Raw genomic sequence first — 25,001 nt, 5'->3', positions numbered from 1 at the left:
CTGAATATATAAAGGGGGAACTGAGCATGTCAAACTATCAGACGGAAACGAAGCTGACGCAGATTGGGAATGGGTTTGACCAGTTAGGAGCGGTGAATATACCGATTTATTTATCGACGGCATACAGGCATCAGGGCATTGGCATTTCCAAGGGCTATGATTATATCAGAACAGGAAATCCGACACGATCCGTCCTCGAGAAGGCGATTGCCGAAATCGAAGGCGGGCAGGAAGGTTTTGCCTGTAGTTCTGGTATGAGTGCCATTCAGCTTGTCTTTTCACTCTTCAGTTCAGGTGACCACATTATTGCCTCGCGTGACCTTTATGGCGGCACGTACCGTCTGTTTGAAATCCTCGCAAAACAGGTTCACCTCTCCTTTACTTACTGGGACGGCGAAAGCGTTGAAGAACTTGCGGCTGACATCCGTCCGGAGACTAAAGCGCTGTTCATTGAAACACCGACGAATCCGCTGATGCATGAAGTCGATATCTCTGAACTTTCTTATATCACGAAGAAAAATCATTTACTGCTGATTGTAGACAATACCTTCTATACTCCGGTGCTGCAGAAACCGATCGCCGAGGGGGCAGACCTGGTCGTCTACAGTGCAACCAAGTACCTGGCCGGGCATAACGATGTACTGGCCGGACTGGTTGTATCCAATTCGGAAAAAGTGACAGAACGGCTGAGAGTGTATCACAATTCCTGTGGTGCGGTTCTGGATCCGTTTGATTCGTGGCTTCTGATACGCGGTCTCAAGACACTGGCCCTGCGCATGAGGCAGCACCAGGAGAATGCCGGGCGTCTTGCTGCCTGGCTTGGAAAGCAGCTTTTTGTCACAAAAGTGCTGTATCCGGGAAAAGGCGGCATGGTCAGCTTCGAACTGACGAAGAAAGCGTATATTGAGCCGTTTCTCAAAGCCCTTCACTTGATTACTTTTGCTGAGAGTCTGGGAGGTGTGGAAAGTCTGATCACCTATCCGGCGACACAGACGCATGCCGATATTCCCGAAGCTTTGCGGCTGAAATACGGTCTGTCCGACAGGCTGCTTCGCCTGTCGGCGGGAATTGAACACCCGGATGATCTGATTGCTGATCTGGATCAGGCGTTCCGGTCTTTACAGAAGGGGGCGGCGGTTCATGGCTGATTCTTTCGGATTTTCGACACGGCTGATCCGGGAGTCGGTGGCAGTTGATAAACAGACCGGTGCGGCGAATGTACCGGTCTACCTGTCATCGACGTTTCATCAGAAAAGTTTTGATCAGTTCGGAAAGTATGACTACAGCCGATCAGGCAATCCGACGCGGGAAGTGCTGGAACAGGCCATTGCCCGTCTTGAAGGCGGTGTCCGCGGGTTTGCTTTCTCCTCCGGCATGGCGGCGATTTCGACAGCTTTTCTGCTGCTTTCTTCCGGTGATCATGCGGTGGTTCCGAAGAATGTGTACGGCGGGACGTTTCGGATTCTGACGCAGGTTCTGGGCAGGCTTGGCATCGAACATACTTTTGTCAATATGACAGATCCGGATGCGGTCGAGCGGGCCATTCGACCGAATACGAAAGTGATTTATATTGAAACGCCGTCCAATCCGACTTTCAGGATTACGGATATACACGCAATCTCGCAGATTGCCAGAGCCCATCGATGTTATACGTTCGCAGACAATACCTTTATGAGTCCGGTATTTCAGCGTCCGCTTGCGCTTGGCGCCGATCTGGTCCTCCACAGCGCAACCAAATTCATTTCCGGTCACAGCGATGTTGTGGCCGGGCTTGCCGTGGCGGGAAGTGAGGAACTTGCGGAAAAAATGTATTTTCTGCAAAACGCGCTGGGTGCCGTCCTCGGTGTACAGGACGCCTGGCTTCTGCTCAGAGGACTGAAAACGCTGGACGTCCGCATTCGCCGGTCGGCGGCATCTGCCCGTAAAATTGCCGGATTTCTGGCTGAGCAGCCTGAGGTCAGGCATGTTTATTATCCCGGCCTGCCTGACCACCCGGGGCACGCCGTGCAGGCCCGTCAGTCAGAATCCGGAGGTGCGGTTCTGTCGTTTGATTTGGGGAATGAGGCCGGTGCGCGGCTTTTCGTTGACAGGGTCGAAATCCCGGTTTTCGCAGTCAGCCTTGGTGCTGTTGAGTCGATTCTGTCTTATCCGCCGAGAATGTCCCATGCGGAGCTCTCACCGGATGAACAGAAAGACGCCGGAATCAGCAGCGGACTGCTTCGGCTGTCCGTCGGCCTTGAAGACTCAGAGGACCTGATCTGTGACCTCCGGAGGGGTCTTTCAGCAGTAAGAAAAAGTAAGAATGGCGCAGTAAGGAGTGGAGTGTCTTGCGGACATCTATCTTGAATGAATTAAAGAAAAGAATACTGATCGGTGATGGCGCGATGGGGACTCTGCTTTATTCCTATGGCATTGATCGATGTTTTGAGGAAATGAATCTTTCACATGCAGATGATATCCGCCACGTCCATGAGGCTTATATCAACGCAGGAGCAGATCTGATTCAGACTAATTCGTACGGGGCGAACGCGATTAAACTGGCGCGGTACGGACTTGAAAAGGAGGTTAGGTCCATCAATACGGCGGCTGTTCAACTGGCCAGAAGTGCAGCCCGGCCGGAAACGTTTGTGGTCGGTACGATTGGGGGGATTCGCGGCCTCAGGCAGCAGCCCTCGAGCCTCAGCGAGATTACAGATAGCTTTCGTGAACAGGCGGAAACGCTTCTTGACGGTGGTGTAGATGGTCTGCTTCTTGAAACCTATTATGATTTTGATGAACTGCGTCATGTGCTGAAGATCGCGCGAAAGATGACCGATCGGCCGATTATCACCCATGTGTCAATGCAGGAGCCCGGTGTTCTGCTAAATGGACTTCCTTTTGCCTCCGCCCTGTCCGAACTTGAAAATCTCGGAGCCGATATCGTCGGGACAAATTGCAGACTGGGTCCGTTTCATATGGTTCAGGCTCTGAGCGGCATCCCGCTTCCGAAGCACGCTTTCCTGTCTGCTTACCCGAACGGCAGTCTTCCGGATTACCGTGACGGAAAGCTGTATTATGAGACCAAGCCGGAATATTTTAAAAAATATGCGGTAAAATTCCGAAATGAAGGAGTGCGGCTGCTTGGCGGCTGCTGCGGGACGACACCGGTACAAATCGCAGCTTTCAGGCAGGGCATTTCCGAACTTGAGCCACTGGTAACTAAATCGGTTACCGAACCCGTCGAATCGATTCAGATCACCGTCCGGGAAAATGATCTCGAGACGCCGCTTTATAAAAAAGCGATCAGTGGCCGTTCTGTATTTGTCGAATACGACACCCCGCGCAACTTAAAGACTGATAAGTTCTTTAAAGGGGTCCGGGCCCTGCAGGATGCAGGCGCTGATGCGATCACCATGGCCGATAATTCGCTGGCGTCACCGCGTATCAGTAACTCAGCAATCGGGCGGCTGATTATAGAGCATTTTACCATCCCGCCGCTGATTCATCTGACCTGCCGTGACCGCAATCTGATTGGCCTTCAGTCCCATCTGATGGGGCTGGATATCCTGGGACTTCATGATTTGCTGATTGTGACTGGAGACCCGACAAAGATCGGTGACTTTCCCGGAGCGACCTCTGTTTATGATCTGTCCTCCATGCAATTAATTGAACTGGTGAAAAAGTTTAACCGGGGCATCTCTTATTCAGGAAAAAGTCTCCGTCATCCCACGCATTTTCGAGTTGCCGCGGCTTTTAATCCCAATGTCCGTAATCTCGACCGTGCCGTTCAGCGCCTGAAAAGGAAGATCGACTGTGGCGCCGACTATTTTATCTCTCAGCCGGTCTTTGATAAAAAGCGGATCGTTGAAATCAGTCAGACATTAAGCGGGGTATCGGCCCCGGTGTACCTTGGCATTATGCCGCTGACCTCGTCGCGTAACGCTGAATTTCTGCATAACGAAGTGCCGGGTATTCAGCTGACCGATGAGGTTCGGCAGCGGATGGCGCTGGCCGCAGAGCAGGGTAAAGCGCAAGAAAGACAAACGGGACTCGCGATTGCAAAAGAACTGATTGATACGGCCATGCAGTACTTCCGCGGTATTTATCTGATTACGCCGCTGAGCCGGTACTCGATGTCGGTTGAGCTGATTCAGTATGTAAAAGAAAAAGAACGTATCCTGCCTGACCTTGCCCGGCTGCATAGCCACAGTGCCCGATAAAAAGACATCAGACTCCAGAATCGTGATATGATGGATAGACGAAGCATCTATTTTATGAAAAGGGGTGTTTATCTTGATTGAACATATAGTGCTGTTCAAGTTCAGCGACAGGACAACAGAAGCGCAGAAAGAGGAAGCCGCACGGCGGCTGCGGCATTTAATCCATGAATTGCCGGGAATTATCGATATTCAGGCCGGGCAGAATTACTCGACGCGAAGCAAGGGCTATTCTCTGGGCCTGACCGTTCGCTTCCCGACGAAAGCCGACCATGAGCACTACACTCCGTCACCGGAGCATCAGGCGGTGGTATCTTATATGAAAGAAATTGGACTTGTAGATTCCCTCGCAGTTGATTTTGAAATTCCGTCTGAAAAATAATGATGAATAGGTGCTGCCTGTTCCTGTGTGGGACAGGCTTTTTCGTTTCGGCTGAAATCGCCCAAAATTGAGAAGCTGTGGCGAGTTTAAAGCCAACCTGAATCGACGTGTTGATCCTGTCATCATGGGGTGACGCTTAGAACAGAATGGATCGCGCCAGCCGCATGAAGCAGATGATTAACAGGATCATCATTGGAAATGGGAGTCGTCTTTAATAAGCGGAGATTTTCCGCTTAAAGGCAGAATAGAACAGGTTTCAGAGTATGATAAGCGGAGAAATTCCGTTTAGGCAATGAAAAATACCCCCTTTTCATTTTTTTGAATCAATAGGCGGAATTCCTCCGTCTATTGAAGTTCGCCTTTTTTCTTTTTACTAGGATAGGCGGAATTTCTCCGTCTAATTTACAGAGCCACCTGGCAGCGATGCCGGCCTGTTTTCTGCACCGCACGGGAACTGATTTTCACTTCTGTGGAATCAAATGAAATATTATATCAGTATGGATTAATTGATTAAATGTGATATAATAAATACACAAAAAGTTCACATTATCAGCCTTTTTTTGCTTTGCAAAAAATGAAAACGTTATCAACAGAGGAGATGTTCTTGTGCGGTTATTGAAAAACCTGACCTTTCAGGTAGCGGTGGCGATCGTCGCGGGTATTCTTACAGGCGCCTTCTTTCCAGACGTCGGTTCCCATCTTGAAGTACTGGGAACAACTTTTATCAAGGCGGTAAAAATGGTGATTGCCCCGATCATCTTCCTGACGATTGTCGTCGGAATATCCCGAATGGGTGATATGAAGAAGGTGGGCAAGGTCGGGGGAAAAGCACTGATCTATTTTGAGGTCGTGACAACGATCGCCCTGATCATCGGGCTCATTGTGTCTCATATTCTTAAACCGGGGTCAGGTCTGGATCCGGATAAGATGCCCCGCGGGGATATCTCGAAATTCACATCCAGTGGTGGATCGGAGATGAACTGGGGTGAATTTTTCCTCAATATTGTTCCGGGAAATGTGATCGATGCTTTTGCCCGGGGAGATATCCTCCAGGTGCTCTTTTTCTCGGTGCTGTTCGGATTCGGCCTGTCGGCACTCGGCAAACACGGGCGTCCGCTTGTTGACTTTTTTGATCAGGTTTCGCATGTCTTCTTTAAAATCATCGGATACATCATGTACGCGGCACCGCTCGGCGCATTCGGTGCGATGGCCTACACCATCAGCAATTTCGGCCTGCAGACGATTGGCCCGCTGATTAAACTGATGCTTTCGGTTTATGCGACGATGGCGCTATTTATTTTCGTTGTACTGTTCCTGATCTGCAGGGTTGCCGGATTCAATCTTTTCACCTATCTGAGATATATCAAAGATGAACTGCTGCTTGTTTTCGGAACCAGCTCATCAGAAGCCGCACTGCCGAGAATGATGGATAAGATGGAGCGCCTCGGCTGTGAAAAATCTGTCGTTGGGCTGGTCATTCCCACGGGTTACTCATTTAATTTGGATGGGACGTCGATTTACCTGACGATGTCGGTCATTTTTCTCGCCCAGGTTTTTCAGGTACCGCTTGATCTCGGCCAGCAAATTGCGATTATTCTGATCCTGATGCTGACTTCCAAGGGTGCTGCAGCGGTTACTGGCGGCGGATTTATTGTTCTGGCGTCGACGCTGACAGCGATGGATCTCATTCCGCTTGCCGGACTTGGCTTGTTGCTGGGTGTCGACCGTTTCATGAGTGAGGCACGGGCCATCACCAATCTGATCGGAAACGGTATCGCAACGATTGTCGTATCCAAGAGTGAGAAGGCATTTGACAAAGAAAAGGAGAAACGGGCACTGGCACTGATGCGCGGTCGGGGAACGACGAACACGTTGGATCAGGCAGTGTCGGTGGAGAACACGCATCTCTCTTGATGCATCGCCTGAGGGCGCCCCATAATCAGTGAAAAGAATTAAAAACCATTGTAACGGAGAGCTCTCCCGGTACAATGGTTTTTTAGTGCGCCCCTAACTCCGCGGTGCAGTGACACTGCCGCCCGGCAGGATATCAATAGATGTAAATGCGGATTCAATGCCGGCGTGATCCATAAGCCTCTGAACACCCCGCCGTCCCATCTCATAAAAAGCCTGGCGGATTGCAGTGAGCTCAGGCCGTACGATGTGACATAAGGAGGTCCCGTCAATGCCAAGAACGGATAATTGATCGGGAACCGCCATACCTAAATCCAGGGCCGTATTCATGACGCCGATAGCAACCAGGTCGCTTGCCCCGATAATTGCGGTAAGTTCTGTCCCTCTACCCCAGGCCTTCATGGCGCGTACGCCGTCCTGATAGCTCCACCTGCCGGACTTGATCCACTCGTTTTGCCAGTCCAGGCCCGCTTTCTGAAAGGCATACTGGTAACCCTGAAAGCGTAAATCACCGACATAAGTGCCCAGGTTCAGGCCGGCAAAGCCAATTTTAACATGCCCCCGTTTCAGTAAATAGTCCGTTGCCTGATAGCCGATATCAAAATCATTAGATGAAATAAACGGGAGATCTTTCCTGCCCAGGGCCGTGGCTAAAAAAATGAAAGGGATATGACTGGCATGCAGGAGACGGGTATTGTCTTCTCCGGGGACAATGGCAAGTAATAGGATGGCACGTACGCCGCGTTCAATAACCGTCTTAATGGCCCGATGCTGCCGGCCCTGATCACTTTCTCCTGCATAAACGATCATGACGCTCAAATTTTTGTCTAAAGCAACCTGATGGATCCCCTGAATGATTTCCTCTGAAAAATTCGTCCGGGTTTCAGAGACAATGACCGCCAGCACATTGCTTTTCCGTGTGACCAGCTCTCTTGCTGCAGTATTTTTCTGATAACCCATCTGAACCGCAATTCGGCAAACCCGTTTCACGGTTTTTGAAGCATAGTTATCGGTCTTACCCGCCAAAATACGTGAAACGGTGGATGGGGAAACTTTGGCCGTTTCCGCGATATCTTTAATGGTCACACGCATAGAAATTACCTCTCTTCATATGGGCCGTACGATGACAAGAATACCTTTATTTAAATAATAAGTCATGCAAGTAAATTAGACAATAAAAAGCCTTAACTATGCAAACGTTTGTAATATTGATGTATAGGTATTGCAAACGTTTGCTTTTAGTGCTATATTTCTAATTGTAAGCGATTCCTTTAAGGATCATACAGAACCTGTTTTGAATAGATTCTTTACTTTAACACATCAAGAGGAGGTATATGACCATGGATACACACAGCAGATCCAATTCTTTACCGCGGCTGTCCCTGATGACCATATTTGCGATGACTTTTGGATTTTTTGGTGTCAATATGGCTTTTTCACTGCAATTCTCACAGATGGGACGGATTTTTCAGACAATCGGGGCGGATCCCACCAAGTTGGGTTATTTTTTTATTTTACCCCCACTGGCAGGCATGATTGTTCAGCCATTAGTCGGAAAATATTCAGACCAGACCTGGTCCAATAGATTGGGCCGGCGGATGCCCTATCTGCTGATTGCCGCACCAGTTGCTGCGCTTGTCATGATCCTTTTGCCAAATTCCGGGTCATTAGGGTTTGGTTATGCTTCATTTGCTGCGTTGCTGTTTGGTGCAGTCGCCATTCTGTTTATGGATTTGTCAAGCAACGTTTGCATGCAGCCGTTCAAAATGATTATCGGGGATATGGTGAATGAAAAACAGAAGGATCTCGCCTGGTCATGGCAACAATCCTTCAGTAACCTGGGCGGCGTTATTGCAACGATTATTCCATTTGTTCTGACGGTATTTGGTGTTGCCAATACAGCGCCGCGCGGTGAAGTTCCGCTATCTGTCCGGCTGGCGTTTTATATTGGTGCCGGTGTGTTGCTGTTGACCTCGCTTTATACGGTTATTTCAGTGAAGGAGTACGATCCGAAAACCTATGCCACTTATCATCACATCAAGCCCAATGCGCATAAAGACAGTCCTTCGCTATGGCATCTGGTCAGGAACGCACCACGGGCATTCTGGGAAGTATCACTTGTGCAGTTATTTGACTGGTTTGCCTTCCAATATCTTTGGACTTACGCGACGGGAGCCATTGCCCAAAATGTATGGGGCACGACAGATCCAACATCTGCCGGTTATCAGGCCGCCGGAAACTGGTATGGCGTTCTCACTTGTGTTTCGTCATTGGCTGCAGTAGCATGGGGCTTTTTAGTTCTTTCCCATACCAGTCAGTTTAAGCGGAAATTCTGGCTGCGGGTCGGCCTGCTCAGTGGTGCGGCCGGCTTTATCCTGGTCTTTTTCACGCACAATCAATATCTTATGATTCTGCCGTTCTGTCTGATCGGCGTCAGCTATCTGACGATGCAGACAGAGGCGTTCTCCATCTTTACTTCGTCATTAAATGGCAAAAATGAAGGCGCCTACATGGGGCTGTTCAACTGCGGAATCTGTCTGCCGCAAATTATTGCTTCGGTAGCCAGCTTTGCCTTCTTCCCGCTGATTGGGAAATCAATGCCGGGAATGATCCTGATCGCCGGTATTGCCATGCTGCTTGGGGTCGTGGCGGTTTCTGCCATTCATGAAGACAAGCCGCAGTCGAGTACCGTTGTTAAGAAAAATTATGCAGATGCTTAAAAAAATCTAATAAGAAAAAGGAGTCTTATGTTATGGAGAAACAAAACTGGTGGCAGAGGGCAGTTGTCTATCAAGTCTACCCCCGCAGCTTTCAAGACAGTAATGGTGACGGTATCGGTGATCTGGGCGGTGTGATCAAACGGTTGCCGTACATTAAAAAACTGGGTGCAGATGTGATCTGGCTGAATCCGATTTACAAGTCTCCGGACAAAGATAATGGTTATGACATCAGTGATTATCGTGATATTCAACCCAAATTTGGTGATATGCAGACTTTCGACACGCTGGTTGCTAAAGCGCATGAATCAGGGATAAAAATTCTGATGGATCTGGTTGTCAATCATACTTCTGATCAGCATGAGTGGTTTAAAGAGAGCAGAAAATCGAAGGATAATCCGTACCGGGATTTTTACATTTGGCGTGACGGCAAGAAGGGTAAAGCACCGAATAACTGGGGATCTTATTTTGGCGGTTCAACCTGGAAATATGATGAACAGACCGGGCAGTATTATCTTCACCTCTTTGCTGAAGGACAGCCTGATCTGAACTGGGAAAACCCCCGCATGCGTGAACAAGTCTGGGAACTGATGCGTTTCTGGCTGGATAAGGGTGTCGATGGTTTCCGGATGGATGTGATCAACTTTATCTCGAAGCCGGAGGGCCTGCCGGATGCACCTAATCCTGAACATGCGCTGTACGGCAATGCCGAACCGCTGGTGGCGGATGGGGCGAAACTGAACGACTATTTAAAAGAAATGCATGACAAAGTCCTTGCCCGTTACAATGTCATGAGCGTCGGGGAGATGCCGAGTTCCAAACCTGAAGATGCGGTGCAGTACACCGGGCTTGACGCCGGAGAGTTAAACATGGTCTTTCAGTTTGATCATGTGACATTGGCGGCTAATCCTGATCCGCGTCTTGGGAAATGGAATGATCAGCCCGTGAAGCTGACCGACCTTAAAGCTTCCTTATCCCGCTGGCAGTATGCACTGGACGGCAAGGGCTGGAACAGTTTATACTGGAACAATCATGACCAGCCACGGGCCGTCTCACGGTTTGGAAATGACACCCCGGAATACCGCGTGCGTTCCGCCAAGATGCTGGGTACGACACTTCATATGATGCAGGGTACGCCCTACATTTATCAAGGCGAAGAGCTGGGTATGACCAATTCCCATTTCACGGATTTGTCCCAGTATGAGGACATTGAATCGCTCGCTGCGTATCATCAGCTGGTCGACCAGGAACGCCTGGTGGACCATGATACCATGATGCGTTACCTGGCGACTAAGTCACGGGATAATGCCCGCACGCCGATGCAGTGGGATCGTTCACAAAATGCCGGTTTCACGGATGGCGAGCCCTGGCTGTCCGTAAATGCGAATCACGAGAAGATCAATGCCCAGGATGAACTGAAAGATACGGACTCCGTTTTCTATTACTATCAAAAATTAATTCAGCTGCGCCATCACAGTGACTTGATTGTCTATGGTGACTATCAGGAGCTTGATCCGGATGACAATGAAGTGTTTGCCTATCAGCGCCACTATAAGGGGGAAAAATTGCTTGTGATCAGTAATTTTACCGATCATGAACTTTCCCGTGACTATGGGCAGGCAGCGGCACAGAAGAAACTGATCGGCAATTATGACGATGACCTGGGCGTCACGCTCCGGCCTTATGAAACGAAAGTTTATCAGTTTGATGCAGGAAGGTAAGTTTTAAAAAACGGGATATGGAATTCAGTGTCTGCACGGCCATACCGTGCAGACATTTTTTCGGTACGTCCCGGCAGACTTTGAGCCGCTGCTCGAGAATGGTAAAATGAATCTATCCTCCGCATGCGGCTCGTTTCATGACGTGCAATTAATCCGGGCTTGCGGCGAATAGAATAGGTGATTTAAAAGTTTGCAGGGGATCAACCGGAGGGAAAAGGCTATGAAAAAACTTCTCGTGATGGCGTTAACTGCCATGATTGTCATCAGTGCATTCGGACCGGCGCAGGCGTTTGCCGACAGCGCGCCGGGCGACGTCATCGTCACGCTTGGCGCAAATCTGACACCTGATCAGCGAAAAGCGATGATCAGCGAAATGGATATTGATCAGAATTCGGCACAGATTGTGGAAGTCACCAACAGTGAGGAGCACAAGTATCTCGACAAGTATCTCTCGCCGTCTCAGATCGGAACCCGTGCCATCAGTTCGTCGAAAATTACTTTGGGCAAACAGGGTTCAGGCTTGAGTGCAAGGACGCATAACATTACCTATGTCACGAAAGACATGTACATCAATGCGCTGGCAACGGCCGGTGTGAAAGATGCAGATGTATATATCACAGCGCCCTTTCCTGTTTCGGGGACCGCTGCGCTGACCGGAATGATCAAAGCGTATGAAGTGAAGACCGGGGAAGTGATCCCGGAAAAGCAGAAACAGGTGGCCAACGAGGAAGTCGTCGTCACTTCTGAAATCGGTAATAAAGACGGGGTCGGCAAGCAGAAGGCAGCGGAACTGGTGACAGAGATCAAGGATCAGATGGCGAAAAACACGCCGGATTCCCGCGCGGATGTCGAACAGATTGTCCGCGATTCCGTAAACCAGGTCAATGTGAACCTGAATGATGCAGATATCCAGAAGCTGATTGATCTGTTTGATAAAATGCGAACCATTCACATCGACTGGAACCAGGTAGGCGACCAGATGCAGCAGGTCAAAGATCAGCTCAATAAAGTGGCCGGTTCAGACCAGGCTAAAGGTTTCTTCGCAGAAGTACTGACAGCCATCGGCAACTTCTTTAGTGCTATTTTTGACGCCATCGCCTCACTTTTTAAATGACGGGACAGAGATGCTCCGGGATCAGGCAGCTGGTTTTCCGGCTGCTTTTTTCTGCTTTTTTTCATTGAGGGATCAATCATTAGAGACGGTTCAGCCTGTCATGCTATAATTTGAAAGAAGCGGCAGGGCACGGCAGGATGAAGGATCTATTTTTTTCTAAGCTGGACGAAAGTTGTGACCGCAAAGCCGATGAACAGCACGGCGCCGATCACAATGAGGTGTTCGGGGCCGAAATCAAGAAACCGGTGAATCTGGCTGCCCAGAAAATACCCGGAAAAAATAAACAGGGAAGCCCAGATAGATGAACCGGTCAGAGCGGCTGTCAGAAAAGTAAGGAATCGTGCACGGCTGATTCCGGCAAGGTAGGGATTAATCTGCCGGATCCCGGGAATAAAGTACCCGGCGATAATGGCGAGAAAGGTATGCCTCTGGAAACGATTCCTGGCCACTTTCCATCGCTCTGGTGTCAGTCCGATATATTTACCATACCGGTTCAGGAACGGCTCACCGATATAGTAGCCGATCAGATAAGCAGTGGCCATCCCTGATGCCGAACCCAGCGCCGCCATAAGGACGCAGAGCACCACACTGGGCGTGTATCCGGAAACCGGGACGCGGAGCGTAATACCGACAAAAAGCATAAAGGATTCTTCAGCTGCGGGAATACCGATCAGACCACAGTAAAGAAAAATAAAAACCGCAAGATATCCATACGCATTAAAGAAGGCTTGTATCTGATCCATCAATCGTTTCACTCCAACAGCCGGGTCTGGCGTATCTCTTGCCCGGACGCACTGTTTACAGCCTGGGCATATTCGTTAATCATTATATCAGCGAAATGAGTGATCAGTCAGGACATAGATCGGCCAATGATGTGATACAGGAAAAAGGGGTGCGCACATGTCTGGAAAAAATAAGAAGAGTTCCCGGAAAAACGGAGATCAGGAAATGGCTTTAAGAAGGCGGAGGATCGTCCTTTTCAGCCTTGTAGTCGTTGTCGTGCTGGTCGCTGCGATCACCATCATGATCTACAAATATCTGGAGTCAAGTCAGCCCCAGGCAAAAAAAGAACCGCCAGCCTATCGAACCGAACAAACCGTTCAAATTAATTATAAAGGACAGCCACTGATCGGGAGTACTAATGCGCCGGTCAAAATCGTTGAATTTGCTGATTATCGTTGTCCTTATTGCAAGGTTTTTGAACAGGATGTGGTCTCCCAGCTTAAGAAAGAATATATCGATACTAACAAGGCAAGCTTCTATTTTATCAACTATACCATACTTGGACCGGGCTCTGTTCTGGCAGCCAGCGCGGCTGAAGAAGTCTATCACCAGAATCCTCAGGGTTTCTGGGTATTTCACAAAGCGCTTTATGAAGCCCAGGGTGATGAAAACGCCGATAAAGACTGGGTCACCAAAGATCTCCTGACCCGTATTGCCAAAAAAACCGTTCCTTCTCTTGACGTCAGGGCCTTCCAGAGTGCTCTGGATAACCAGACGCATAAAAAAGAAATAGCAGAGGATAATCAGCTGGCTGAAGATCTCGGCGTTCCAGGCACGCCTGCTGTGTTTGTCAACGGACACTATGTTGAAGGATCACAGGATTATCTGATACTGAAACAGGCTGTGGATCATGCCCTTAAGGAGAAATAACGCCGGAGAGAATAAAGGCGGCTGTCCTGTCATCTGATTGTAAAGTATTGAGCATGCTCACCTGTCATAGAAGTAGATAGAAAACAACAGACAGGAGGAGTCACCTATGTATACCGGAAATGCTCTGGCAAAAAGTGCGGCGGTTGCGGCCACGGTTGGTTCTTCAATTTTCATGGTCCCTCAGGTCACCTCCGGACAAGTTGCTCCAGAAGATCTCTACAGACCGGAACGTGACGAAATTTATACGATCCAATCCCTGCTGAAAGCCATCGGTCACTATCCGCCCTCGGGCAGAATCGCATTTTTTTCCGGGAAGAAGGTCAGACATCTGCAGCTTCTGAGCGGGATGACAGAAAGCGGATGGTCGGATGTGCAGACCAGGCAGGCTTTTGATGCGGTCATAGGGAAGGTTCGTCCGCTTCGGTCAGGCTCAGCAGGGCAGGAAGTCCGTTCTCTTCAGAAGATGCTGAAAAAACTCGGCTATTATGAGGGAAAAGTAGACGGAATATATGGCCGCGGCACCGGATTGGGGGTTTCCGTACTGCAAAAGAAAACGGGAATTACCGTCGACGGGGTCACCGGACCTGAAACATGGAAAAGTATAGAAAACCTGCTGATCCGGCAGAAAAAAGGGGAAAACGTCCGGCCGGATCAGCAGGTATTCAAAGAGCTGAAGAGAGGAACATCGAAAAAAACGGGGAAGTCCTCACCCACTGGTAAAGTTGAAAAAAAGGAACGGGAGAAAGTCACCATCATCAGGGAATTTTATGCGAACAGCACAGCCTATACCGCCTTTTGCAGCGGGTGCTCCGGAACAACGGCAACAGGTATTAATCTGCGGGCAAACCCCAATGCAAAGGTTGTAGCAGTTGACCCGGCGGTGATTCCGCTCGGCACAAAGCTGTATGTAGAAGGCTACGGTCATGCCGTAGCCGGGGACACCGGGGGAGCGATTAAGGGACGCAGGATTGACGTTTTTTTCAAGGATAATCAGACGGCGCTCCAATGGGGAAGACGGACAGTCAAAGTCAAAATACTGGAATAATCTCTGCCGACTTCCGGCTGCATTGATCCCCTGACGCTCATGTGGCACCCGCACAGGCCAGCACCGTTTTTACGATCTTGAGTCTGTCGCGCTTCTATGTTACGATGCGAGTATAATACGGTGAGTAAGAATGGGAAAAGAAGGTCTGGCCATGAATGTCCATAATATGATGGAAGAGGCTGTTCAGGATCTGCTGGACAGTCAGTGGCAGTATCTTAATCTGTCCTGCCATTGTGATGAATGCCGGGCGGATGTTCTGGCTTTAAGTCTGAACCGGCTGAAACCGCACTATGTCCGGCAGCGGACAGGACTGATGTACACCAAAGCGGGTCTGATGACCGAACAGTCCCGCGCAACCATACTGACAGCGATTGTTGAAAGTGCAAAAATTGTCTCCGCTTCTCCCCATCATAGTCAGACATCGGATGAACGGCATAAATAAATCCCGCTGCAACGGATACAGCGGGATTCTGGTTTAAAGGAAACATTTATCTGTTTTTGAAAAAGTCACGGTTGATCTGAATGTACTTCTGTTCATTGTCCGGAACTTCATCTTCCGGGTAAATCGCTTCAACCGGGCAGACCGCTTCGCAGGCGCCGCAGTCAATGCAGACATCCGGATCGATGTACATTTGCTTCTTCCCTTCGACAATACAATCAACGGGGCATGTTTCTATGCATTCTCCGGCTTTTTCATTTTCACAGGCGGAAGTTATGACGAATGCCATGTAAAGATCTCCTTTCAGTGAGTGCGAATCTACTTCCAGTATGACTAATTTTTACGAGAAATTCAATATTTTCATAGGGAAAATCGTTTTCCTCATCATTTTCGGGATGACCTGAACCGTACATTCAGAAAAAGCAGGGGTGCAAGCGCAAGTCCGGCAAGAAATCCGGTCAGATGCCCCTTTATATCGATATTCGGATACAGAAAAGAACTGATCAGTCCAAGAACGAGAAGAACAATAATGATTGTCTGATCCGGCCGCGGGATCAACTCCTTCCTGAAGATCACCAGATACAGGTAAATACCGAACAGTCCGAATACGGCTCCACTGGCGCCGTTGTGACTGAACCCCGGAGATTCAAGAAAAAGGACGGCGATGTTAGAGATAATTCCCGTTCCAAGAAAGGCCAGAAGGAATTTCAGTCTGCCAAGCAGCGCCTCCAGAGCAGGGGCAAAAAGAAAAATAGAGAAGGCATTAAACAGGAAATGGGAGAATGAAATATGCAGGAAAATCGGCGTGATCAGCTGCCACCAGGCCCCCTGAAGGATCATGGCGTTCGAACCGACCATAAACTGAAACACGTTATAGGCAAAAACCGGTGCCACATGCCAGGTACCTGATATATACAGAACCAGGAAAATCAAAAGATTAACCGCCAGAATCAGTGAAGTGACGGGATAATGCTTCAGGAAAAATCTGAAAGGCTCGTTTCGAATAAACAAAGGATGTTCCTCCTTTTGACATGATTCTTTATCCAGTATAGGGTAAAATGTTTGATAAGGGTAGTCATGAAAATGACGAGTGAGAACAGGGTATAGATACATATTCGCCCAAAAATGCTTTTTTCAGTAGCGTGCGGACAGAATCAACGGATGAAAAGAAGAAGGGAACGGCGATCCGGATGATTACAGGAATCGGTGTCGATCTGACGGAACTGGATCGGATCGAAAAGCATACAGATGACCAGGCGTTCATCCGCCGCGTGCTGACCCCGGAGGAGCAAAGTGTTTATATGAAGCTGAAGGGCAGCAGACGGACAGAATATCTTGCCGGACGTTTTTCAGCAAAAGAAGCCTATGCCAAGGCAACAGGTACAGGGCTGGGCAGACGGCTGTCTTTTCAGGATCTGAGTGTACTCAATAACGCTGAAGGTCAGCCGGTGATTTACGATCACAGAGTGCAGCATAAAAAACAATCCATACATGTGTCCATCACACATACCGGGCAGACCGCAGCAGCTTTTGTTGTGATTGAAAGCCCGTCAGGCAAGTCTGCATATTAAGGGACCTTGTCTCATATAGTGTACTACGCTGGGAGGGACTATTGTGCACGTCGTATCACGGGAAGAAATGCAAGCTATTGATCGTTACACCATTCAGCAGATCGGGCTGGGAGGACCGCTGCTGATGGAAAATGCGGGCCGGGCGGTGTTTCAGGCGCTCGTCCCGGGGTTGAAAGAAGGAATGCGTGTCGTTCTTGTCATCGGCAAGGGAAATAATGGCGGAGATGGATTCGTTGTGGCACGTTATCTGCTCAATACGGCAGTGACGTCCGAAACCTGGATTTTACCCGATCCGTCGGAGATTAAAGGCGATGCCGCCTGCCACATGAAGGCTTACCTTGCCTCAGGCGGGAAAGTACGCCGGATCCAGGAGGAGAAAGAGGCATTTTTGACGAGCCTCGGACAGGCGGATCTGATTGTCGATGCACTGCTTGGAACCGGAATTCACGGCAGCCCGTATCCTGGCTATCTCAGGGTGATTGACAGGATCAATCAGGCAGCGGGAAAAGTGGTGTCGGTGGATCTGCCGAGCGGGGTACCGGCGGACGGGGAAAACTTCACCCATCGCGCCGTGAACGCCGACGTCACCATGACGCTGGCCTGTCCGAAACTGGCCCAGTTTGTTCAGCCTGCCGCCAGGCATTTTGGAAAGGTCCGTGTTCTTTCAATTGGCATTCCGGACGTCTCCGTCAGAGCATGCGGCGTCAGAAGAACCATCCGGTCGGAGGAGGAAGTCAGGCGGACCCTGCCGCGGCGCGATCCTTTCTCTCATAAAGGGTCGCACGGCAGAGGACTGATTATTGCCGGCGCGCCTCAGATGCCCGGAGCCGCATTTTTTGCGGCTAAAGCCGCACTCAGGTCCGGTATCGGCCTGCTGAAAGTCAGCGTGCCGGACCCGATCCGGCCAATCATTGCCGCACGGCTTGCGGAGACCCTGTTCATGCCGCGGCATGAGCTGGATTTTCACAACCTGTCGGGGATTGCAATCGGACCCGGGCTCGGCAGGGAGCCGGAGAAAGCGCGGCTCGTCCGAAAGGTGCTGGAATACGATCAGATTCCCTGCGTGATTGACGCGGACGGGCTGTATCATTTATCCGGCATGCTTGATGAACTGAAGAAAAGAAACAGCCCGGTCATTCTCTCCCCGCATCCCGGAGAAATGGCGATGCTGCTTGGTTCAACGGTCCGTGAAGTGGAAAGCGATCGATTCGGCGCATCTAAGGCTTTCACAGAGAAATACGGAACGACACTGGTACTGAAGGGCAGGTATACGATCATCACCGCGCCGGACGGGACCCAGACGGTGAATCCGACAGGAAACGCAGCCCTTGCCAAAGGGGGGTCGGGCGATGTCCTGACCGGAATCCTTCTGGCCTTCCTTCTGCAGCATCAGAGGGTGATGGATGCGGTATGTAATGCGGTGTATATACATGGCCTGCTGGCGGACAGCCTGGTACATGAGGGGCATTCTGCACTTGATGTCCTGGCGACAGACCTGATTGAACAGCTTCCTCCCGTCTTGCATGCGCTTTATCAGCATACGACGTGTAGAACCCCTCCTTTGTCACCGAAATGAGGCAAAGGGGTTGGATATACATGAAAAAGTGGTCGTCAGTCGGACTGATTACCGTTCTGCTGCTCAGTGTTCTTCTGTCTGCATGCGGAGCAAAGTCCGAAAAAAGTGTTACCGGAGACCTGAGAAAGAAAATGGACAGACTGAGCAGCTATCAGGCGGACGCAACAATGACATTCCAGCATAATGGAAAGAAGCAGACGTATAAAGCCAATATTTCTTTTCAGAAGCCGAATCAGTACCGGGTCGCACTCAGCGACGACAAAAAGACGAATAAACAAATGATTATCAGAAATAAAGACGGGGTGTTTGTCCTGACGCCGGAACTGAACAAGAGTTATCAGTTTGAGAGTACATGGCCGAATAACCGCAGCCAGGCTTATCTGTATCACTCAGTTGCAAACGACATCCTGAATGATCCGAATCCGGGATTTAAAGCACAGGACAATAAATATATTTTTGATACAAAAACGAATTATAATACAACACAACTTGCCAACCAGACGATTACGCTGAAAAAAGATCTGACGCCGGACAATGTTCAGGTGAAGGATAAGGATCAGAATGTGATCGTGTCGGTTAAATTCACCCATTTTAAAGTCAATCCGTCTCTAGATAAAAAAACGTTCGATGTCCGGCAGAACATGACGGCATCGCAGATCGAAAAGGGCAGCAGGAAGACCTCTGCCGAAAAGACCTCTTTCAAAGTTCAGTATCCGACGGCCCGGATTTCCGGAACCAAACTGTCTGCCATGAAGCCGGAAGTCACCCAATCAGGTGAAAAGTATGTTCTGCAATACGGCGGGAAAAAGCCCTTTACCCTGATAGAAACAAAGAGTAAAAGAGGCCTTTCCGTTGTTCCGACCTTTGCTTCCGGCGACCCGGCAAATCTCGGCTTTGCGGTCGGCACTGCAGGAGAACGAACGCTGTCCTGGTCGGAGGGCGGAACAGATTACTTCCTTGCTTCAGAAAAACTGACCCGTGAGGAAATGACAGCCATCGCGCAATCAGTAAATGGTACGGTTATTAAATAAACGAGACTCCCCCAACCCGCAATGGTCTGCGGGTTTTTTTCTTTTTAGAACCTCTTGCATGTCCCCCGAACAAGACAGACCCTTCCGTTTTTTTTGTATAAGTGATTAAATAGAAAGGTGATGTCTCATGATGCTGCCCGAATCATGTATGTAAAAAATGCATGCGGGATTCGGCACAAGTCAGATGAATATCAATAAAATACGAAAATAATCCGGCAGCATATCGGAGATAACGGGTTATTAACTTGCAGATAAAGGCTGGGACATATTCATGAAAAGCTCTTACTACCGGGAAACGTGGGCAGACATAGATCTGGACGCTGCCGGCTATAATGTGGCACGTATGCGGGCGCTTATTCCTGAAGAAACGATGCTGATGGCTGTTGTTAAGGCCAATGCGTATGGGCATGGTGCTGTACGTATTGCTGAGACGGCACTGAAGAACGGAGCCAGCTGGCTCGCTGTTGCTATTTTTGATGAAGCACTTGCACTGCGAAAGGCGGGAATTAAAGCACCCATACTGGTCTTGTCTCCGATCCGTCCGGAAGACGCAGAAATCGCAGCCAGGTACAAAATTTCACTGACTGTTTTTCAAAAAGAATGGGTGGAGAAGGCAAAAGAAGCGCTCCCTGCTTCACTGTCTGATCCGGTCCTGATCCATATTGCCTGTGATACGGGCATGGGCAGGATCGGCATCCGCAATAAAGAAGAGGCGGCGGCATTCGCTGAGGTGATTCAGGCAGACCGCAAGTTCACTGCAGAGGGTCTGTTTACGCATTTTTCTACCGCGGATCAGGATGATGAGACTTATTTTAATGAACAGTATAACCGTTTTGAAACGATGATTGACTGGTTTCTTGAACTGGGCGTCCGGCCGAAGGTGATCCATTGCGGCAACAGCGCGGCCACCCTTAAATATCCGGCTGAACAGCGTCATCTTTTCAATATGGTCCGCTACGGCATATCGATGTATGGCCTTTCTCCGTCTCCGGAAATGATAAAGAAGCTGCCTTTTCCGCTGAAACGCGTGCTGTCCCTGCACAGCCGGCTGATGCATGTGAAAAAGGTAGAAAAGGGGACATCCATCGGGTACGGGGCCAGCTATCAGTCTCCTTCAGCCGAGTGGATCGGTACGGTTCCGATCGGTTATGCCGATGGATGGCTTCGGGCGCTGAGCGGATCAGATCTTCTTGTCGCAGGTCACAGATGTCCGATTGTCGGAAGAATTTGTATGGATCAGCTGATGTGCCGGTTGCCTCATGAATTTCCTGTCGGAACAGAAGTGACACTGATTGGAAGAGAGGGGTCTGAGGAGATTACCGCGGATGAAATCGCAAAAAAACTGGGAACGATCAACTATGAAGTGACATGTATGATCCAGCCGCGCGTACCGAGAATTTTTCATGAGGGCGGTAAGAAGACGGATGTCCTGAATCCGGTACTTGGCCTTTTGGATTAAGCGGCAGGCCGTGTCAACCGGACAGATGCTGCAGGAATCCATGAAATAGTATGACAAAATTCAAAAAAATATATAATACAGGCGATTTTTGCCGAAATCTGCTTTGCAAACCGATTGGGAACATGTTAATATAATTTTTAGATAAAAATAAAAAAATCGGATCATAGTGGTGGGGGTGCAGGCATGCCTGAGTCGAATCTGGAAAAAATTATGCTGAGTTTGCCGCAACATTTGCTGAGTGAAATTGATGGCATTGCCAGTCGAGATAACGTGAATCGGAACGAATTTCTCCATCGCGCGATCGGAATGTACGTACGCGAACGGAATAAAGGCTATGTCCGTGATCTGATGCGACAGGGCTACATGGAGATGGCTAAAATAAATCTGAACATCGCTTCTGAGGCTTTTCTTGCTGAAGAGGAGGCAGAGATTACTCTGGAACGCTCCGTTAGCGGGGTGTGAGAGCTTGATAGTAAAGCGTGGCGACGTCTATTTTGCGGATCTTTCCCCGGTAGTGGGCTCGGAACAGGGTGGTGTCAGACCGGTTCTGGTGATACAAAACGATATAGGAAACCGGTTCAGTCCGACAGTCATTGTTGCGGCGATAACCGCACAGATACAGAAGGCAAAACTTCCAACTCATGTGGAGATTGACGCAAAAAAGTACGGTTTTGACAGGGACTCGGTTATTCTTCTGGAACAGATCAGAACAATCGATAAACAGCGTCTGACTGACAAGATTACACATCTTGATGAAGAAATGATGGGTCATGTCAATAAAGCCATTCAAATCAGCCTGAGTCTGGTGGATTTTTGATCATCCGCCGATGGAAATAAGAGGTTTATCCAGTTCAATGGATGAACCTCTTATTTCTGTTTCTTTGGGTTGCCATGAAGGAGACCTCCTTTCTAAGCTGTTTAAAGATTCTTTCGTTTAATATAGAACAATAGTTCCCCCTTTTGATCAATCAAAGTAGAGATCTCACCACTGAAGTGCGAGTATGCTCACTGAGATTCTGGTAAAATAAAGCGGGAGGGACATGTATGGAAAACATCTGCCGCAGAATTTCGGATCAACTGGCTATTCGCACAAAACAGGTTGAACAGGTGATCCGCCTGCTTGAAAAGGGCAATACCATTCCTTTTATCGCCCGTTACCGGAAGGAAATGACCGGCGGTCTGGATGAAGTCCGTATCGGAGACATACAGGAAGCCTATGTGCGTGCCTGCCGGCTGGAAAAACGCCGCGAAGAAGTTATAAAACAGATTGAAGAGCAGGGCAGGATGGATCCGGACTTAAAACGCAAGCTCTTGCAAGCAGAGCGGATCCGGGACATCGAAGACCTTTACCTGCCCTATCGCCCCAGAAAGAGGACACGTGCCCAGGCTGCTGCTGAAAAAGGACTGGAGCGGCTGGCCGGGTGGCTGGCATCACTGCCTAAAACCCCGGTAGCTGAAGAGGCGGCGAAATACCTTTCGGAAGACAAGAGCGTGCGCACTGCTGAGGAAGCCATTAAGGGAGCAAAAGACATACTTGCCGAACGGCTTTCAGAAAATGCTGAGCTTCGTGCACTGGCGCGCCGGGAGATTTTTGAAAAAGGCGTGATCGCGACCAGCCCGGGAAAGAACCAGGCTAAGGACAGTAAAAAGGTCTACGAAATGTATTATCAGTATCGGGAACAGGCCAAATGCATGGTTCCGCATCGGATACTCGCTGTCAATCGTGGAGAAGCGCAGGGAATCCTGCGTGTCTCAGTTGATGCCTCGATGGATAACCTGATGAAAACCGCGTGCCGGCTCCTGATCAGAAACCGGAAAACAAGCGCTGCCCGTTATCTGACCGAAGCTGCGGAGGACGCCTGCAAACGGCTGATTATCCCTGCTGTAGAGCGGGAACTCAGGCAGGAGCTGACGCAAAGGGCGGAGCAGCAGGCGATACATATCTTTTCGGAAAATCTTCGTGGACTGCTTATGCAGCCCCCAATGAAAGAAAAGACGATTCTCGGTGTGGATCCCGCCTACCGCACCGGCTGCAAGCTTGCTGTTGTGGACCCTGCAGGAAAACTGATGGACGTATCCGTGATTTATCCTACGCCACCGAAAGAAGAGCGGACTGCGGCCAGACGGAAGGTTCTTTCGTTGATTCAGACCTATGATGTCGATCTGATTGCCATCGGAAATGGAACGGCATCCCGGGAAACGGAATCTTTCATTGCGGAGACCCTTAAGGAAATGCGTGACAGAAAAATTTTTTATATCATGGTGAATGAGGCGGGAGCAAGTGTCTATTCGGCCTCTACTCTGGCGCGGAAAGAATTCCCCAATCTGCAGGTTGAAGAGCGCAGTGCTGTTTCTATTGCAAGGCGGCTGCAGGATCCGCTTGCAGAACTTGTCAAGGTTGACCCGGAATCCATCGGTGTGGGTGAATACCAGCATGACGTGCCGCGAAAAATACTGAGTGAATCACTCCGGTTTGTGGTTGAAACTGTGGTAAACAGAGTGGGTGTCAATCTTAATACAGCTTCAGCTGAACTTTTGAAGTATGTCGCGGGATTGTCCCGGACAACTGCAGAGAATATTATCCGGGTGCGAAACAAACTGGGCCGTTTCCATTCACGCCGGCAGTTGAAAGATGTGCCGCGTCTGGGACCGCGGACGTTCGAACAATGCGCCGGCTTTCTCAGGATAACCGGCGGAAGCGAACGGCTCGACGGAACTTCAATTCATCCCGAAAGTTACGATGCAGCCAGAAAATTTCTCGGGACTGTAGGCCTATCAGCGGAAGCCCTCAATAAGGAGTCGCTGAGGAGAAGGATAGGGCAGCTCGATCTTTCTCGGGCCGCAGCGCAACTTGCCATTGGGGAACCGACATTGCGTGACATCATTGAAGCGCTGTGCCGCCCCGGGCGTGATCCGCGTGATGAAGCGGATCAGCCGCAGCTGCGGGCAGATGTTCTGAAACCGGAAGATCTGTATAAGGGCATGCGACTGGAAGGTACTGTGCGTAATGTAGTCGACTTCGGAGCTTTCGTTGATATTGGTCTCAAACAGGACGGACTTGTTCATATTTCAAAACTTGCCGGACATTTTGTCAGACATCCGCTTGATGTCGTCCATGTCGGACAGGTAGTGACTGTCTGGGTGGACAGTGTTGACCTTGAGAAGGGCAGAGTGTCGCTAAGTATGATTGACAACAGAACGACTCCTGCCACATAATAAACTATCAGCACGCACCTGATGCGGCATTAATTCACCGTCGGAGGCAGACCCAATGACAGATGAGGAACTTCAGAAACTGGTACAGCAGATTTCTCTGAAAAGTTTTCACCGCCCTTTTGTCCATAAGGCCGTCTTTAATCCCCGCCTGAGGACAACAGGTGGACGCTATTTACTGAACAGTCATTATCTCGAATTTAATGTGTTGCAGCTTCAGTATTTCGGCCTGGACGCCTTTGTAAAAATCATCAAACATGAGTTGTGTCATTACCACCTCCATCTGAGTGGACGGGGTTACAGGCACAGGGATGCGGATTTCAGGCAACTCCTGAAAAAAGTCGGAGGCTCGCGTTTCTGCGGTTCGATTCCGGGGACAGGAAACCATTCGGTGCTGCACTATACATACCAATGTAAAAACTGCGGGGCCCTTTTTTCCAGAAAAAGACGGATGGATCCCCGCCGATACAGGTGCGCGTCCTGTGGCGGGAAGATTCAATTCGTTAAAAAAGAGCTTCCGGGAAAATACGGGAAAGGGTGAAATAAATAAAAAAAGGGTTGACGCGTTCTCTCCTTTTGTGTTAAATTATTAAGGTCGTCAAAAGGACAAGGCAACCCTGAGGCTTGTTGAACGACGTTGACAGGTGGACTTAAGTTGTGTATAATTTCATTTGACTTTGCAAGAAAAAACACTTATTCCACAGTAGCTCAGCGGTAGAGCAATCGGCTGTTAACCGATTGGTCGCAGGTTCGAACCCTGCCTGTGGAGCTATGGAGAAGTACCCAAGCTGGCTGAAGGGGCTCCCCTGCTAAGGGAGTAGACGGTGTGAATCGTGCGAGGGTTCGAATCCCTCCTTCTCCGCCATTTTTAATTGTGACCCGTTCGTCAAACGGTTATGGCACCATCTTATTAATGGGTCGCGGGTTCAAGTCCCGCACAGGTCACTGAAAAAAATACCATTGACTGATTTCA

Annotated in this window: 23 protein-coding genes and 2 tRNA genes; 21 read left to right on the top strand and 4 right to left on the bottom strand. The window is 49.5% G+C overall.

Annotated elements, in window-relative coordinates; genetic code table 11:
- The first annotated feature begins 26 nt into the window (after positions 1-26).
- From ABNN70_RS01575 to ABNN70_RS01555, 5 genes are all read left to right on the top strand, one after another.
- Positions 27-1,148 carry an aminotransferase class I/II-fold pyridoxal phosphate-dependent enzyme gene (locus ABNN70_RS01575; protein ID WP_353948534.1) on the top strand — a complete coding sequence of 374 codons (1,122 nt, stop codon included), beginning with the start codon at positions 27-29 and terminating at the stop codon, positions 1,146-1,148.
- Positions 1,141-2,346, top strand: coding sequence for a cystathionine beta-lyase (gene metC / locus ABNN70_RS01570; protein WP_353948533.1), 1,206 nt, complete (start codon positions 1,141-1,143; stop codon positions 2,344-2,346). The genes ABNN70_RS01575 and metC overlap by 8 nt, the downstream gene beginning before the upstream one ends.
- Positions 2,328-4,199 carry a bifunctional homocysteine S-methyltransferase/methylenetetrahydrofolate reductase gene (locus ABNN70_RS01565; protein ID WP_353948532.1) on the top strand — a complete coding sequence of 624 codons (1,872 nt, stop codon included), beginning with the start codon at positions 2,328-2,330 and terminating at the stop codon, positions 4,197-4,199. Before metC ends, ABNN70_RS01565 begins: the two co-directional genes overlap by 19 nt.
- A 64-nt stretch (positions 4,200-4,263) precedes the next feature.
- Positions 4,264-4,578 carry a Dabb family protein gene (locus ABNN70_RS01560; protein WP_353948531.1) on the top strand — a complete coding sequence of 105 codons (315 nt, stop codon included), beginning with the start codon at positions 4,264-4,266 and terminating at the stop codon, positions 4,576-4,578.
- A gap of 606 nt (positions 4,579-5,184) precedes the next feature.
- Entirely contained in the window at positions 5,185-6,492 is a 1,308-nt protein-coding gene (locus tag ABNN70_RS01555; protein WP_129930394.1) for a dicarboxylate/amino acid:cation symporter, read from the top strand.
- A gap of 93 nt (positions 6,493-6,585) precedes the next feature.
- Here the strand turns inward: ABNN70_RS01555 and ABNN70_RS01550 are convergent, their stop codons facing one another.
- The gene (locus tag ABNN70_RS01550; protein WP_353948530.1) at positions 6,586-7,581 is read right to left on the bottom strand and encodes a LacI family DNA-binding transcriptional regulator; all 996 of its coding nucleotides are present in this window, start codon (positions 7,579-7,581) and stop codon (positions 6,586-6,588) included.
- Between the two features lie 248 nt (positions 7,582-7,829).
- Here ABNN70_RS01550 and ABNN70_RS01545 point away from each other — a divergent pair, with 248 nt between their 5' ends.
- The 3 genes from ABNN70_RS01545 (at position 7,830) to ABNN70_RS01535 (ending at position 12,041) form a co-directional block, all read left to right on the top strand.
- Positions 7,830-9,209: an SLC45 family MFS transporter gene (locus ABNN70_RS01545; protein ID WP_129930398.1), complete on the top strand. Its 1,380-nt coding sequence runs from the start codon at positions 7,830-7,832 to the stop codon at positions 9,207-9,209.
- Between the two features lie 32 nt (positions 9,210-9,241).
- Complete coding sequence (locus ABNN70_RS01540; RefSeq protein ID WP_353948529.1) at positions 9,242-10,927, top strand: alpha-glucosidase; 1,686 nt, start codon at positions 9,242-9,244, stop codon at positions 10,925-10,927.
- 220 nt (positions 10,928-11,147) lie between these two features.
- The gene (locus ABNN70_RS01535; RefSeq protein ID WP_353948528.1) at positions 11,148-12,041 is read left to right on the top strand and encodes a DUF1002 domain-containing protein; all 894 of its coding nucleotides are present in this window, start codon (positions 11,148-11,150) and stop codon (positions 12,039-12,041) included.
- Positions 12,042-12,187: 146 nt separating this feature from the next.
- Here the strand turns inward: ABNN70_RS01535 and ABNN70_RS01530 are convergent, their stop codons facing one another.
- Entirely contained in the window at positions 12,188-12,784 is a 597-nt protein-coding gene (locus ABNN70_RS01530; protein ID WP_353948527.1) for a DedA family protein, read from the bottom strand.
- 157 nt (positions 12,785-12,941) lie between these two features.
- On the opposite strand from ABNN70_RS01530, the gene ABNN70_RS01525 reads away from it, so the two are divergent.
- The 3 genes from ABNN70_RS01525 to ABNN70_RS01515 all read left to right on the top strand — a co-directional run bounded on the left by ABNN70_RS01525 (position 12,942) and on the right by ABNN70_RS01515 (position 15,181).
- Positions 12,942-13,694: a DsbA family protein gene (locus tag ABNN70_RS01525; RefSeq protein WP_353948526.1), complete on the top strand. Its 753-nt coding sequence runs from the start codon at positions 12,942-12,944 to the stop codon at positions 13,692-13,694.
- Positions 13,695-13,800: 106 nt separating this feature from the next.
- Positions 13,801-14,739, top strand: a complete 939-nt coding sequence (locus tag ABNN70_RS01520) for a 3D domain-containing protein (RefSeq protein WP_353948525.1) — start codon at positions 13,801-13,803, stop codon at positions 14,737-14,739.
- 130 nt (positions 14,740-14,869) lie between these two features.
- A complete protein-coding gene (locus ABNN70_RS01515; RefSeq protein WP_353948524.1) occupies positions 14,870-15,181 on the top strand; it encodes a late competence development ComFB family protein in 312 nt (103 codons plus the stop codon).
- Positions 15,182-15,227: 46 nt separating this feature from the next.
- On the opposite strand, the gene ABNN70_RS01510 is transcribed toward ABNN70_RS01515, so the two are convergent.
- Together ABNN70_RS01510 and ABNN70_RS01505 are read right to left on the bottom strand one after the other, a co-directional pair.
- Positions 15,228-15,467, bottom strand: a complete 240-nt coding sequence (locus ABNN70_RS01510) for a 4Fe-4S dicluster domain-containing protein (RefSeq protein WP_129930411.1) — start codon at positions 15,465-15,467, stop codon at positions 15,228-15,230.
- A 95-nt stretch (positions 15,468-15,562) separates the two neighbouring features.
- Positions 15,563-16,189: a rhomboid family intramembrane serine protease gene (locus ABNN70_RS01505; RefSeq protein ID WP_353948523.1), complete on the bottom strand. Its 627-nt coding sequence runs from the start codon at positions 16,187-16,189 to the stop codon at positions 15,563-15,565.
- 179 nt (positions 16,190-16,368) lie between these two features.
- Between ABNN70_RS01505 and acpS the strand changes: the two genes are divergently transcribed.
- From acpS to ABNN70_RS01455, 10 genes are all read left to right on the top strand, one after another.
- Positions 16,369-16,749, top strand: a complete 381-nt coding sequence (acpS, locus tag ABNN70_RS01500) for a holo-ACP synthase (RefSeq protein ID WP_353949353.1) — start codon at positions 16,369-16,371, stop codon at positions 16,747-16,749.
- Positions 16,750-16,792: 43 nt separating this feature from the next.
- On the top strand, positions 16,793-18,325 hold the full coding sequence (locus ABNN70_RS01495; RefSeq protein ID WP_353948522.1) for an NAD(P)H-hydrate dehydratase: 1,533 nt from the start codon (positions 16,793-16,795) through the stop codon (positions 18,323-18,325).
- Between the two features lie 20 nt (positions 18,326-18,345).
- A complete protein-coding gene (locus ABNN70_RS01490; protein ID WP_353948521.1) occupies positions 18,346-19,356 on the top strand; it encodes an outer membrane lipoprotein carrier protein LolA in 1,011 nt (336 codons plus the stop codon).
- A 271-nt stretch (positions 19,357-19,627) separates the two neighbouring features.
- Complete coding sequence (gene alr / locus ABNN70_RS01485; protein ID WP_353948520.1) at positions 19,628-20,815, top strand: alanine racemase; 1,188 nt, start codon at positions 19,628-19,630, stop codon at positions 20,813-20,815.
- 183 nt (positions 20,816-20,998) lie between these two features.
- Positions 20,999-21,277 (top strand): antitoxin, encoded by a 279-nt coding sequence (locus ABNN70_RS01480; RefSeq protein WP_129930421.1) that lies wholly within the window; start codon positions 20,999-21,001, stop codon positions 21,275-21,277.
- Positions 21,278-21,281: 4 nt separating this feature from the next.
- A complete protein-coding gene (locus tag ABNN70_RS01475) occupies positions 21,282-21,632 on the top strand; it encodes a type II toxin-antitoxin system PemK/MazF family toxin (RefSeq protein ID WP_129930422.1) in 351 nt (116 codons plus the stop codon).
- 227 nt (positions 21,633-21,859) lie between these two features.
- Complete coding sequence (locus ABNN70_RS01470) at positions 21,860-24,031, top strand: Tex family protein (RefSeq protein WP_353948519.1); 2,172 nt, start codon at positions 21,860-21,862, stop codon at positions 24,029-24,031.
- A 55-nt stretch (positions 24,032-24,086) separates the two neighbouring features.
- Positions 24,087-24,569 (top strand): SprT family protein, encoded by a 483-nt coding sequence (locus ABNN70_RS01465; RefSeq protein ID WP_129930426.1) that lies wholly within the window; start codon positions 24,087-24,089, stop codon positions 24,567-24,569.
- A 156-nt stretch (positions 24,570-24,725) separates the two neighbouring features.
- Positions 24,726-24,797: transfer RNA gene (locus ABNN70_RS01460), tRNA-Asn, on the top strand.
- 4 nt (positions 24,798-24,801) lie between these two features.
- Positions 24,802-24,893 (top strand) — tRNA-Ser (locus tag ABNN70_RS01455).
- Positions 24,894-25,001 lie beyond the last annotated feature (108 nt).

This window comes from Sporolactobacillus sp. Y61, from assembly GCF_040529185.1.
Taxonomy (GTDB): Bacteria; Bacillota; Bacilli; order Bacillales; family Sporolactobacillaceae; genus Sporolactobacillus.
Note: the sequence above shows the minus strand (reverse complement) of the source record. Positions and strands in the feature narration are given on the sequence as shown.

Coding starts and splice junctions, on each gene's coding strand:
- ABNN70_RS01465 (WP_129930426.1), top strand. CDS start 24,087: ATGACAGATGAGGAACTTCAGAAACTGGTACAGCAGATTTCTCTGAAA.
- ABNN70_RS01535 (WP_353948528.1), top strand. CDS start 11,148: ATGAAAAAACTTCTCGTGATGGCGTTAACTGCCATGATTGTCATCAGT.
- ABNN70_RS01520 (WP_353948525.1), top strand. CDS start 13,801: ATGTATACCGGAAATGCTCTGGCAAAAAGTGCGGCGGTTGCGGCCACG.
- ABNN70_RS01550 (WP_353948530.1), bottom strand. CDS start 7,581: ATGCGTGTGACCATTAAAGATATCGCGGAAACGGCCAAAGTTTCCCCA.
- ABNN70_RS01510 (WP_129930411.1), bottom strand. CDS start 15,467: ATGGCATTCGTCATAACTTCCGCCTGTGAAAATGAAAAAGCCGGAGAA.
- ABNN70_RS01470 (WP_353948519.1), top strand. CDS start 21,860: ATGGAAAACATCTGCCGCAGAATTTCGGATCAACTGGCTATTCGCACA.
- acpS (WP_353949353.1), top strand. CDS start 16,369: ATGATTACAGGAATCGGTGTCGATCTGACGGAACTGGATCGGATCGAA.
- alr (WP_353948520.1), top strand. CDS start 19,628: ATGAAAAGCTCTTACTACCGGGAAACGTGGGCAGACATAGATCTGGAC.
- ABNN70_RS01525 (WP_353948526.1), top strand. CDS start 12,942: ATGTCTGGAAAAAATAAGAAGAGTTCCCGGAAAAACGGAGATCAGGAA.
- ABNN70_RS01540 (WP_353948529.1), top strand. CDS start 9,242: ATGGAGAAACAAAACTGGTGGCAGAGGGCAGTTGTCTATCAAGTCTAC.
- ABNN70_RS01575 (WP_353948534.1), top strand. CDS start 27: ATGTCAAACTATCAGACGGAAACGAAGCTGACGCAGATTGGGAATGGG.
- ABNN70_RS01545 (WP_129930398.1), top strand. CDS start 7,830: ATGGATACACACAGCAGATCCAATTCTTTACCGCGGCTGTCCCTGATG.
- ABNN70_RS01515 (WP_353948524.1), top strand. CDS start 14,870: ATGGGAAAAGAAGGTCTGGCCATGAATGTCCATAATATGATGGAAGAG.
- ABNN70_RS01530 (WP_353948527.1), bottom strand. CDS start 12,784: ATGGATCAGATACAAGCCTTCTTTAATGCGTATGGATATCTTGCGGTT.
- metC (WP_353948533.1), top strand. CDS start 1,141: ATGGCTGATTCTTTCGGATTTTCGACACGGCTGATCCGGGAGTCGGTG.
- ABNN70_RS01480 (WP_129930421.1), top strand. CDS start 20,999: ATGCCTGAGTCGAATCTGGAAAAAATTATGCTGAGTTTGCCGCAACAT.
- ABNN70_RS01490 (WP_353948521.1), top strand. CDS start 18,346: ATGAAAAAGTGGTCGTCAGTCGGACTGATTACCGTTCTGCTGCTCAGT.